Source organism: Fibrobacter sp. UWB10, assembly GCF_900182935.1.
In the GTDB taxonomy this organism is placed as follows: domain Bacteria; phylum Fibrobacterota; class Fibrobacteria; order Fibrobacterales; family Fibrobacteraceae; genus Fibrobacter; species Fibrobacter succinogenes_O.
The window spans coordinates 157,301-168,966 of the sequence record NZ_FXUE01000005.1 but is presented as its reverse complement, the minus strand read 5'-3'; the positions used below and the strand labels follow the sequence as shown (position 1 = coordinate 168,966).

General features: G+C 49.9%; 8 protein-coding genes. 6 read left to right on the top strand and 2 right to left on the bottom strand.

Features of this window, described 5'->3' with window-relative positions:
• The first annotated feature begins 4 nt into the window (after nt 1–4).
• Complete coding sequence (locus QOL41_RS12170) at nt 5–946, top strand: UDP-glucuronic acid decarboxylase family protein (protein ID WP_163437844.1); 942 nt, start codon at nt 5–7, stop codon at nt 944–946.
• A 15-nt stretch (nt 947–961) separates the two neighbouring features.
• Complete coding sequence (gene trpS, locus QOL41_RS12165; RefSeq protein WP_283429975.1) at nt 962–1,957, top strand: tryptophan--tRNA ligase; 996 nt, start codon at nt 962–964, stop codon at nt 1,955–1,957.
• Here the strand turns inward: trpS and QOL41_RS12160 are convergent.
• On the bottom strand, nt 1,954–3,747 hold the full coding sequence (locus tag QOL41_RS12160) for an ATP-dependent nuclease (RefSeq protein ID WP_283429974.1): 1,794 nt from the start codon (nt 3,745–3,747) through the stop codon (nt 1,954–1,956). The genes trpS and QOL41_RS12160 overlap by 4 nt on opposite strands.
• Before the next feature lie 126 nt (nt 3,748–3,873).
• Between QOL41_RS12160 and QOL41_RS12155 the strand changes: the two genes are divergently transcribed.
• The 3 genes from QOL41_RS12155 (at nt 3,874) to QOL41_RS12145 (ending at nt 8,393) form a co-directional block, all read left to right on the top strand.
• Complete coding sequence (locus QOL41_RS12155) at nt 3,874–4,992, top strand: nucleotidyltransferase domain-containing protein (RefSeq protein WP_283429973.1); 1,119 nt, start codon at nt 3,874–3,876, stop codon at nt 4,990–4,992.
• Between the two features lie 125 nt (nt 4,993–5,117).
• Nucleotides 5,118–7,868: a BamA/OMP85 family outer membrane protein gene (locus QOL41_RS12150; RefSeq protein ID WP_283429972.1), complete on the top strand. Its 2,751-nt coding sequence runs from the start codon at nt 5,118–5,120 to the stop codon at nt 7,866–7,868.
• A 9-nt stretch (nt 7,869–7,877) separates the two neighbouring features.
• A complete protein-coding gene (locus tag QOL41_RS12145; RefSeq protein WP_173652697.1) occupies nt 7,878–8,393 on the top strand; it encodes an OmpH/Skp family outer membrane protein in 516 nt (171 codons plus the stop codon).
• A 117-nt stretch (nt 8,394–8,510) separates the two neighbouring features.
• Here the strand turns inward: QOL41_RS12145 and QOL41_RS12140 are convergent, their stop codons facing one another.
• Nucleotides 8,511–9,683: a sugar transferase gene (locus QOL41_RS12140; protein ID WP_283429971.1), complete on the bottom strand. Its 1,173-nt coding sequence runs from the start codon at nt 9,681–9,683 to the stop codon at nt 8,511–8,513.
• Nucleotides 9,684–9,772: 89 nt separating this feature from the next.
• Between QOL41_RS12140 and QOL41_RS12135 the strand changes: the two genes are divergently transcribed.
• Nucleotides 9,773–11,650 (top strand): InlB B-repeat-containing protein, encoded by a 1,878-nt coding sequence (locus QOL41_RS12135; RefSeq protein WP_283429970.1) that lies wholly within the window; start codon nt 9,773–9,775, stop codon nt 11,648–11,650.
• Nucleotides 11,651–11,666 lie beyond the last annotated feature (16 nt).

Here is an 11,666-nt window from a genome sequence, read left to right as displayed (position 1 = left end):
TAATATGCGCTGTTTAGTAACTGGTGGGGCTGGGTTTTTAGGAAGTCACTTGTGTGAACGTCTGCTGAATGACGGTCACGAAGTCATTTGCCTTGACAACTACTTTACAGGTCGTTTGATGAATGTCGACCACTTGCGCGACAATCATCGCTTTGAACTGATCCGCCACGACGTGACAGAACCGATTCTGTTGGAAGTGGACCGCATTTTTAACTTGGCATGCCCCGCAAGCCCCATTCATTACCAGTTTAATCCGGTAAAGACCATCAAGACAAGCGTGATGGGTGCAATCAACATGCTCGGCATGGCAAAGCGCGTGAAGGCTCGTATCCTTCAGGCGAGCACAAGCGAAGTTTACGGCGATCCGGCCGTGCACCCGCAGACCGAAGACTACTGGGGAAACGTGAACCCGATTGGCATTCGCAGCTGCTACGACGAAGGCAAGCGCGTTGCTGAAACCTTGTTCATGGATTACCACCGCCAGAACAATGTGGACATTCGCATTGTACGAATCTTTAACACCTACGGCCCGCGCATGCTCATGAACGATGGCCGCGTGGTCAGTAACTTTATCGTGCAGGCTCTCAAGGGCGAAGACATCACCATTTACGGTGATGGAAGCCAGACTCGTAGTTTCTGCTATGTAGACGACTTGATTGAAGGCTTTATCCGCATGATGAACCAGGACAAGATTATTGGCCCGGTCAACATTGGAAACCCCGGCGAATTCACGATGCTCGAACTTGCCAAAGAAGTTCTTGAACTCACGAGCTCCAAGAGCAAAATCGTGTACAAGCCGCTCCCGGGTGACGACCCCAAGATGCGCCGCCCGAACATTGAACTTGCAAAGTCTGCTCTCGGCTGGGAACCGACGATTCCTCTGCGCCAGGGCCTCGAAAAGACGATTGTGTATTTCGACAAGCTTTTAAAAGACAATAAACAATAAACCTATATTTGCGCCATGAAAAAAATTTCTCTTACGGGCATCAAGCCCACCGGCACACCTCACTTGGGTAACTACCTGGGCGCCATTCGCCCGGCTCTCGAACTTTCGAAGACCTACGATACGGTCTACTTTATTGCTGACTATCATGCCCTGACAACGGTGCAGAACGGCGCCGAAATGCGCGCAAATATCTACAAGATTGCGGCTACCTGGCTTGCTCTTGGCCTGAACCCGGAAGAAGGCCTGTTCTACAAGCAGAGCGACATTCCTGAAATTTTCGAACTGAGCTGGGCTTTGAGCTGCTTTACGCCAAAGGGATTCATGAACCGTGCCCATGCCTACAAGGATAAGGTCGCGAAGAACGAAGCCGCTGGCGAAGATCCGGATGCAAATGTGAACATGGGCCTCTATTGCTACCCGTGCCTCATGGATGCCGACATCCTCATGTTCAGCGCAGACATCGTGCCGGTTGGTAAAGACCAGAAGCAGCACGTGGAATTTGCTCGCGATATCGCCATCAAGTTCAACAAGCATTTTGGCGAAGACGTGTTCACCATTCCGGAACCCGTGTTCCAGGAAACCACCGGTATCATTCCGGGTCTCGACGGCCGCAAGATGAGTAAATCTTACGACAACGTCATCGACATCTTCCTCGAAAGCAAGGCTCTCAAAAAGAAAATCGGCAAGATTGTGACGAACTCTCAGGGCATTGAAGAACCCAAGGATCCGGACACTTGCAACGTGTTCAAGCTGTACAAGCTTTTTGCAACGCCGGAACAGACCGAAGCTCTGGCTGCCCGCTACCGCGCTGGTGGCATGGGCTGGGGCCACGCCAAGCAGGAACTCCAGAACGTACTCGAAGAACACCTCGGCCCTGCTCGCGAAAAGTACTTCTACCTGCTCAGCCATACCGAAGAAATCGACAAGATTCTTGCCTACGGTAAGGAAAAGGCTCGCGCTAAATCTAAAATTATGATGGAGAAGGTACGTAGCCTGCTCGGAACTTACTAGTTCCCGTGGCTGCCTTCAATAATCCAGCGGCATAACTCCTCGATTCCTGCGTAATCGGGGAGTGTTTTTATAAAGTCCGGAGACTTGCTGCGTTCAATGAACTTGCTCCATGCCTGTTCATTCTTAGCTTCGAGACCCAAGTGCTCTTCGATGGCGCCACGCGTCCACACCCAAATGCCTTGGTTGCGGAGCTTGGCATGAATGCTACGAATGGGGTGTTGCGCTTCTTCCATTTCTGCCATCATGGCGTAGGCGGTAGAAGCACTAATGTTGCTGTGCTTGTTGACGGGGAGTCCGTTCACCAGGCGCAAATGGTTATGGAAGGCGAGTTCGCGGAACAGGTCGCGGCAGTACTTGATGTCGGGATCGTTGGGCTCTAAGAATCCGTCGCGGGTCGCGGTGGTAAACGCATAATCCAAGTCCACAATGGCGCGCACAGGCATGTCCATGGCGTCGAGCACTTGCATGCTCTTGCGGGTGTTGCTCACGCCGCCCTGGCGAACTAGCGCACATTTAATGAGGGCAAAGGACTGCCCGGTAATGCGTTCAAAGAGCGCCGGGAGCACACGCCATTCGGTCTTGCCTTCGGTCAAAAGCACGTAGTCTGCAAACAATAGTTCGTTACTGTTTGAAAGGCTAAAGAGCATTTGGAGCTGGCTCGGAGCGTCTTGTACCACCTGGTGCACGGCGTCTTCCATTCGCTTACGCATAAAGGTGCCGCGTTCTTTGTTCTTACGAATCAGGAGCGAGGTGCTGACGTCTTCGCTAGTCACCATTTGGGCGCTGTGGGTAGCGAATACCACCTGGTAGCCTTCGTTCGAAAGATTCTTGAGTGCCACGCGCACAAGTTCTACGGCCTGCGGGTGCAGGTAAAGTTCCGGCGAATCAATGAGCAACAGCGTGCGGCTCAGGTAATGGTTGTGGTGGTGTTTCTTGACGTCTGCCAGGTAACGCACCAGTGCCATCTGAATGGCTCGCTTGCTACCTTCGCCCATGCGGCTAATGTCGCGTTCAAAGCCGTCATCTTCGTCGATGACTTTAAGACTTGCGCTCTTGAGGAATGTTTCAAGAGTCGGCATGGGAATGTCGAATTCCACTTTAACGCTCGGGAACAGCGGCGAAAGTTTCTCGTTGACTTCTCGGTCAAAAATGCTGATTTCAGCGGCGCGGTTTTCGCTGTCCGGCGAAAGCAGGTCGGCGAATTTGTTCAAAAGCGTGTTGATTTCGTTACCGAATCGGCGTTCGAGCGGTTTGAAAATTTCATGCAAAAGCTTGGTGAACGCCTGGTTCCCTTCAAAGTCCCAAATGGCAATTGATTCCGGGAACATGCGGTGGTATGCAAACTTGAACGCGTCATTGGGACGCACCCATTCGCGCTTGTCGCCCTTGCGGTGATTGCTCGGCACGAATACGAAAAGTTCAAGGCTTTCCGGGTTTTCGTTGGGAATGCGCTGCACCTTTTTGACGCGCAGGCGGCCAGGGCCTTGCGGAGTGTTCTGCAAGAACGGGCGTACTTCGGCGGCGTATTCTTCGCCCAAACGGTTTAGCACCTGTTCCGAAATGCCATCAAATACGCCGATGACTTCAACAGGGTGGTTTGGGTCGTCAAAGTACGAAATGTCGAGCGAAAATTTGGACAAAAGCCAGCGAATACCCATCAAGATATTCGTTTTGCCGGCGTTGTTGTAGCCAATGAGCGCGGTAAAGCTACTGAGCGGAAACGTCTGCCTCTGAATAGAACGCAGATTCGAAATAGTAATCTCGGATAATCTCAGTGCTTGCGGTGTCATACACTGAATGTATATAAAAACTTTCGGGCGTGAACACAAAAAATGCCGTTTTTTTGCGTTTTTTAACCTATTTTGCGCCGTTTTGGGGCCGTTTTGGCTATTTCTGAATATCTATATTTCAAACGTATGGCTTTTTCGAAAACAGAATCTTTGTACGAGTTGCTGCGAATTGCGGTAGGTGCCGAAGATTCCGTGTTTAACGGGGGCCAAAAATTAACCGACGAACAATGGGATTTGGTGCATGCCGAGGCGTTAAGGCAGTTGCTTGCAGGTGTTGCTTACGGGGCGATTGCCAAGCTCCCCCAAGCCATGCGCCCTTCGTTAGATCTAATATTCCAGTGGGCAAGCGAGGCTGAAACCGTTAAAGGCCATAATGTTTTGCTAAACAAAGAGGCCGCTCGGCTCACGCAGCTTTTCAAAGAACAAGGGGCTAAGTCGGCTGTGCTCAAGGGCCCGGCCAATGCAAGGCTTTACCCTAATCCTTATGCCCGCCAGGCTGGCGATATTGACATTTGGGTAGAAGGCGGTAAAAAGGCCGTTATGGAACTGCTTCAAAAGGTGGGGCTCGAATTCGACCCGAAAGTCCAATTATCGTTCCATCATATCAATTTGAAAGAGGACCGTGGCGTAGGGGTAGAGGTCCATTTTAGGCCGTCTTCCGGGAATTTTAATCCGTTTACGCACCGTCGGTTGCTTTCGTTTTTAGAAAAAGAAATCCTGAAGTCTGAAAGCACGCCCGAAGGCTTTGACGTGCCTACGATTCGCTTTGCGCTTGCCATGCAGTTGGCGCATATTCAGCATCATTTTTTAGGCACGGGCGTGGGGTTAAAGCAACTGCTGGATTACTACATATTGCTTGAACATTCCTCGGAATCGGACCGCAAATTTATTTCGGCAAACCTGGAAAAGTTTGGACTTCGCGATTTTGCGGGCGCCCTCATGTGGGTTTTAGGGCATATTTTTAAACTCGACCGCGCCAAAATGCTTTGTACACCCAATGAAAAGTATGGTGTGAAAATCCTGGGCGACAGTGTCGCAGGCGGCAATTTCGGCAAGCACAAAAAGAAATTTGTCGGAAATTTCGTGCAGCACTGGATTCGAAAGAAAAAGCGAATTTTATCGCTTTTGGGGCTTGCTCCGGCCGAAATCTTTTGGGAAGAGGTGGACTATTGGAAAATGTATATCAAGTCCATTCCGCTTCGGATACGCCTGCGTCGAGTTTCTATTAGGGATTTGTTCGAATAATCGGCATTTTATCGCAAAAAATGAAGTCCGCGGCGGGTCTAACTCGCCTAACTTTTGTATTTTTGTCCCGAATTTTGTTTATAGGTAGGTTTATTCTGCGCTTCCGTTGGCTGTTTTTACTTGCTATGTTTGTTGGGCTTGCTCAGGCCCAGCTTTTGGACATGTCTGAAATGTCCGAAAGTTATATGGTCGAAAATAAGATTCACAAGGTCAAGGTCGAAGGAACCGTCCACATGGACGACCGCGCTGTCCTTAGTCGTATCGGTATTCGCGATGGTCAAAGTTTTTCTCCGACGGCATTGACCGAAAAGGTCCAGTCTTCGGTGGCCTCTCTTTACCAGTCTGGCCTTTTTGACGATGTAACCGCCTGGATTGATTACGTGGGCGATGGCACCGATGTCGACCTCATTTTCAAGGTTAAAGAACTCCCGGCACTTGATACGGCCGTATTCGAAGGCTGCGACGAAGTGTCCGAAGAAGATTTGAAGCTCAAAACCCGCATGATTCCGGGCCAGGTTTACAGCAAGAGCCAGCTGGAACGCGACCGTCAGGCTATTTTGGAATACTACCGCACCGAAGGTTATCTGCTTGCCGAAGTCGGTTACCGCGAAACTCCGGTCGACGAAAACAAGAATATGGTGACCTTCTTGGTCCGCGAAGGCGAAAAGGTCAAGGTCCGTCAGTTCGATATTCAGGGCAACGACCATGTGCCTGCCGAAGATATCATGGAACATATGCTCACCAAGCTCGACCAGTGGTGGGGCGGCGGTGAATTCAAGCAGAACATTTTTGAAGCCGACCGCGATACGGTGTTGAACGCCATCCGTCATTTCGGTTACCTGGATGCAGAACTTACCGAATACAGCGCCGAATACTTGCCGGACTCCACCTGCCTGTTCTATATGGGTCGCATGGTTCCGCTTGGCGAAAATCTCGACGTCCTTTATAATCAGATGAACCTGGCTTTGGGTGACTCTGCTACGCCGCTTTACAAGATGGCCGGCAAGCCGACCATGCAGGTGACGCACTTCTTCCGCCAGCACAGAGCCGTGGGCGAAATGCCGTGGGTGTCTAGACCTAAGGTCAAGGTTAAGGTCGAAGAAGACGCTTGGAAAATCTTGAACGACATTATCCGCTACGAAAGTGCCCGCAAGGAATTCTTGGATATCGTTGATGGCCGCAAGTGGAAAAACGCTAAAATTGACTCGCTCCGCAAGATCAAGAAGCGCTCTACTTACCAAGAAAAGCTCATGGTCCGCTACATGATCGAAGACATGTTCCCGGCCTTGAACAAGTACGACAACATTAAGACTTCTAGCGCCATTCTGATTCACATTCACATGAACGAAGGCCGTCGCTACTACATGGGTGGCCTGCACTTCTCGGGTAACGAGGTGCTGAACGACAGAATGCTTTCTTACGCTTACCGCCTCGACAGTGGTGAAGTGTTCGACCAGTACAAGTATGACGCTTCTCGCAAGGCCATTCTGGATGCATACCGCGAAGACGGTTACCTGTTTGCCCAGTACGAAGAAACCCGTACGTTTGAAAACGATTCGATTGTGAACCTGTCTTACAAGATGACCGAAGGCCTTCCGGCCCAGATTCACAAGGTGCATATCCATGGTAACACCAAGACCAACGAAAAGGTGATTCGCCGCGAAGTTCGCCTGTATCCGGGTGATACCTACCGCCAGTCCTTGCTGGAACGTAGTTTCCGTGAAATCATGCAGCTCAACTACTTCGACATTGTCGTTCCGGACATTAAGGTCGTGGGCGAACAAGAAGTGGACCTCGACTTTACCGTACAAGAAAAGGAAGCCGGTACCGGCCAGTTCAGCTTGGGCGTGTCTTACAGCGAAAGCGACGGTGTCGTGGGTACTGCAAGCGTTTCTATTCCGAACTGCTGTATGGGTGACGGCCAGGCCGCCTCGTTCAGTGTGGAATATGGTGCCGATAAGAAGAGTGCATCTATCAGCTTCCAGGAACCCTGGTTCTTGGACAAGCCGATTACCTTGGGCGCAAGCCTCAGCTATTCATGGTGGAACATGAGCGATTACGACGACCCGGACATTACCCGTTACGGCGGAAGTGTTTACCTGGGTAAGCGTCTTAAGTGGCCCGATGACTACTTCTACGGTCAGATTGGTTACAGCTGGCTCATGAACAAGCAGGGTGACAACATTGACGATAGCTACGTGGTTTACACCGGTATCGAATCTGCTATCAACTTCCGCTTGCTCCGTGATGACAAGAACCTGCCGCAGTTCCCGACCGAAGGTTCTCGCTACGTGCTCGACATTCAGTGGGCAGACGACATGCTGTTCAGTGACTTCAACTTCGTGAAGACTGAACTTACAATCAAGTGGTGGTTCCCGCTGTTCCGTGACCGCTTGGCCCTTGCCCTTACCAACCAGTATGGCGTAATCTTTGGTGACCAGTTGCAGTACCGCACGCTTTACACCATGGGTGGCGTGATGGGCTACGAAGGCATGATGCGTGGTTACAGCTCGGGTTCTATCGGTTACCGCCGCTTGGGCCGCAGCTACCAGTACACGGGTGTGGAACTGCAGCTTGGCCTTGTGCCGCAGACCTTCTACCTGTTGCCGTTCTTCTTTGATGCCGGTAACGTGTTCGGTGAACGCTATAACCCGCGTACCAAGGTTCCGAAGCCGTCCAAGAACCCGCTCAGCGAATGGGATCCGATGAGCCTCAAGAAAGACATTGGTTTCGGTTTCCGCGTGATTGTGCCGATGCTCGGTATTATCGGATTCGACTTTGCTTGGCCGTTAGATGTGGGTGAAACCTATAGTGGCTTGCAGCGTACCGAAGTGGGCGACATGCAGTTCAACTTTGTTATCGGCCAAGGATTCTAAGGAGGCTCTATGCTTAAGCGTCTGCTAATCGTTTTGGTTCTCGCGTTTGCGGCCGTCTCGTTTGCCGAAGATGGTTTGCGCATTGCGCATGTGGACTCCAAGCTGATTTTTGACGGCTACAAGGGTACCAAGCGTGCTCAGGAAGAATACGACCGTCAGGTGGCAAAGTGGGAACAGCAGGGCAACTTGCTGCAAAAGGAACTTGCCGCCATTAAGGAAAAGCTCGACAAACAGGTGCTTATGCTCAGCGACGAAAAGAAGCGCGAGCTCGAAGCCGAGTACAACAAGAAGGACATGGAACTCAAGAGCTTTATCGACCGCGTGTATGGCCGTAAGGGCGAACTGATTTCTGAAAACGAAAAGGTGAGTGGCCCGATCATTCAGTTGATTCGTAAGGCCATTAACGAAATCGCCTTGCAGGAAGGCTACGACATGGTGGTCGACCGTGCAACGGGCGCCGTGGTGTTCTGGAAAAAAGAAAACGACCTGACCCAGAAAGTGCTTGACTACCTGAACAACCGATAGTTTTTAAAATCGTTTGAAAATTTTAAAACCCCGCGATAAGCGGGGTTTTTTCTGTATGTGTCATCCTGAGTGTAGCCCTTTGGGCGGAATCGAAGGATCTATTTTAATGTTTTCAGGCTAGTACGCGCCTTCGCCCTTGAACACGACCTTGAAGGTCTTGAGGATAAGCGAAACATCGTCACTGAGCTTGCCGTTGCGCTTGATGTAGTCGTTGTCGAGGCGCATCTGACCTTCAAAGCTGATATTACTGCGGCCGCTGACCTGCCAAATGCAGGTGAGACCTGGCGTTACAGACAAACGCATGCGATGCCAGGGCTCGTATTCCGCCACCTCGGACGGAATCGGCGGACGCGGACCCACAATGGACATGTCGCCCTTGATAATGTTGAAGAACTGTGGCAGTTCGTCGAGGCTGAACTTGCGAAGCACATGACCGAACGGATAGATACGCGGGTCGTTCTTCATCTTGAACGTCTTGCCGCCCGTTTCGTTCTGGGCCATCAATTCTTTTTTGCGTTCTTCGGCATCCACGTACATACTGCGGAACTTGTACATGGTGAACAGTTTGCCGTTCTTGCCTACGCGGGTCTGCTTGAATATGACAGGACCCTTCGGGTCGCTAATCTTGACTGCGGCGGCGCAGAACAGGAGCAGGGGAGAGCAGAGCACAATCGCAATGCTAGTGCAGGTCACGTCGACAAAACGCTTGACCATGTGGCGGTAGCGAATGGTGTGCGGGTGTTCCCAAATGTGGTCGAGGTTCAAGCGGCTAAGCGAGAAGAATCGACCGTTTGCGCTGTTAAAGTCTTTGATTTTATCGGCCAGTTCCAGGTTGTCTTTTTCCTGGTAACCCGTGTAGAGGTAGGCTTCGAAAATCGGGCGCTTCGGGTTGATGCGGAGCGTCTGGATAAGGCCTGCGTCGTTCAACTTGTGCAAGATTTCTTTGCGAATCGATTCCAACACCGAGAGGTCGGAATTCAGCAAGATAATGCCGAGACCGCTACCATCGGAAAGGTAGCCCAAAACATCGATAAAGCGCAAGTGCGAAAACATGGTCAAAATGCTGATTCGCCAGGTGTTTTCGACGGTCTTGTTCGGGCTGCCCCAACCAAAGAAGTCGTACTGGTGCGAATACATCTTGATATACAGGAACGGCTTGCGGGTGCGGTTCGCACGCATAAATTCTTCGTTCAAACGCGTTCTAAAGAGCTTTGCCGGATAGACAATGTTCTTTAGCTTTTGCTCGTCGAGAATTGAGCCAATTGCCGGGTTAACGGATTCCTGTTCCATGGCGCTAAATATAGTTACTTGTAACTGCTTAGGCAAAGTTGAACTTTCAATTATTGTATCTTTCTAATCAGAATTAAAGAGGAGATTTTATGAAATTCACGATTTCAATTTTTACGGGAGTTCTGTTTACAGCCTTGTCTGCAAATGCGGCGACTATTACTTCAAAAATGCCAACTTTGTCGGATGGTTGTTATCAAATTTCAGATGCCGCCGAACTTTATGGATTTGCAGACATTGTGAATGGTTCAGGTGAAGGTGATCCTCAAGGGAACGTGTGCGGAAAGCTGACTCAGGATATCGTGGTGAATGAATCAGTGCTAAATTCCGAAGGCGAATTGAATTCGCAAAAGGATTTTGTCCCGTGGGCTCCGATGAAGGATTTTTCGGGAAAGTTTGATGGGAACAACCATGTTATATATGGATTGTATTTTAATGGCAACGGTGACAAAAGTGTGGGCTTATTTGAAAATGCGTCAGGCTTTCAAATATTAAACCTCGGTCTTGAAGACTTTTATTTTGCGGGAAAAGAAAATGTGGGCGCCTTTGTTGGCTTTGTAAACGATTATTCGAATAACCAAATGGAAATAACGAATTCCTATGCCGCAGGCTTGGTTGAGGGTGAATCTGGCGTAGGAGGCTTTATTGGAAGCGCAACATGGCATAAGGGATCGCTGTATATATCGAACAGTTACAATCTGTCTATGGTAAATGGATTGCACAGTGTGGGGGGATTCATTGGGAGTAAATATGAAGACGATGTCTATATAATAAGATCCTATAATTCAGGGGATGTTTTCGGTAAGAGTTCTGTTGGTGGATTTGTTGGTTGGGCGAGTAGGGGCAATCTCGAAATTGACCAAAGCTATAATGCCGGAAAAGTTGTCGGACAGATGTATGTTGGAGGCTTATTAGGCAAAGCGACTTCTTTCGAATACGCTCTTTTCAAAAATGTCTACAACAAGGGGGCCGTAGAAGGTGGCTCGAGTGTTGGTGGGCTTGTTGGTTATGGAGAAGCCGCAGACCTTATTGGTGGTGGCGTTACTATTGCTAATGCGTATAATGCTGGGCATGTTTCCTACGATGCAGATTCTTCACTAAAAGCAGGAACTATTCTCGGGTATGGATATGGTGACGGCGATATCAGATTTGAAAATTGTTTTTTTGTGGAGCAAGAGGATATTCTTGTTGCTAATGTGTCGGATACAACTAACAAGGTAATAGAAGATGTTCTAGGTGTTACCGAAGAACGTTTAATGGGTGGAGTTGTTGCTGGTTATTTACGAGGCTGGATTGAAACTTACCGTAACGGTTCTTATGTGGAAAATGGCGCCGATGGTCTCGTATGGGCCGAAGACCCTGCTGGCACGCAGGTGCTCCCGCATTTTGATTGGAGTAACACGAAACACTATGTATTTTTCGTTTTAGATGAAGGCGGCAAAATCGAAAAAGGTCATGAGCTGAAGTATTATGAAGAAGGAGTGGAGACAGCGCTTCCTGATGCACAATTCGTGACTCGCGAAGGGTTCTATTTTGCGGGTTGGTATGATAACAGGCAATTTTTGGGGAATGCTGTCACTTCGGTGAGCCCCAAAGCGACTGGTACACAGATCTTTTATGCCAAGTGGACTACACCCCCAGTTTCAAGTTCCAGCGAGGAATCCTCTTCGAGCGTATCTAGCAGTTCTTCTGATGCGTCAAGCTCTTCTGAAACACCGAGTTCTAGTAGCGAACAGACTACTTCCTTTGAGCGAATGCCGTTGCCGCAGTTTAGTGTGAGCGTTGTAAATCGCACCTTGCAGGTGGCAGGAGCCCGTGTGGGCGACAGGTATGCACTGTTCGACATGCAGGGCAATGTGGTGCTCCGTGGAACCGCAAATAGCGCGAATTTCAGCATCGCGGTACCTGTTTCGGGTCATTATGTGCTCCGAATCGGTTACGGAACTCGCAAGGTGGCTGTGGGAAACTAGCGCAAAATTCTATATT

Coding starts and splice junctions, on each gene's coding strand:
- QOL41_RS12170 (WP_163437844.1), top strand. CDS start 5: ATGCGCTGTTTAGTAACTGGTGGGGCTGGGTTTTTAGGAAGTCACTTG.
- trpS (WP_283429975.1), top strand. CDS start 962: ATGAAAAAAATTTCTCTTACGGGCATCAAGCCCACCGGCACACCTCAC.
- QOL41_RS12160 (WP_283429974.1), bottom strand. CDS start 3,747: ATGACACCGCAAGCACTGAGATTATCCGAGATTACTATTTCGAATCTG.
- QOL41_RS12155 (WP_283429973.1), top strand. CDS start 3,874: ATGGCTTTTTCGAAAACAGAATCTTTGTACGAGTTGCTGCGAATTGCG.
- QOL41_RS12150 (WP_283429972.1), top strand. CDS start 5,118: ATGTTTGTTGGGCTTGCTCAGGCCCAGCTTTTGGACATGTCTGAAATG.
- QOL41_RS12145 (WP_173652697.1), top strand. CDS start 7,878: ATGCTTAAGCGTCTGCTAATCGTTTTGGTTCTCGCGTTTGCGGCCGTC.
- QOL41_RS12140 (WP_283429971.1), bottom strand. CDS start 9,683: ATGGAACAGGAATCCGTTAACCCGGCAATTGGCTCAATTCTCGACGAG.
- QOL41_RS12135 (WP_283429970.1), top strand. CDS start 9,773: ATGAAATTCACGATTTCAATTTTTACGGGAGTTCTGTTTACAGCCTTG.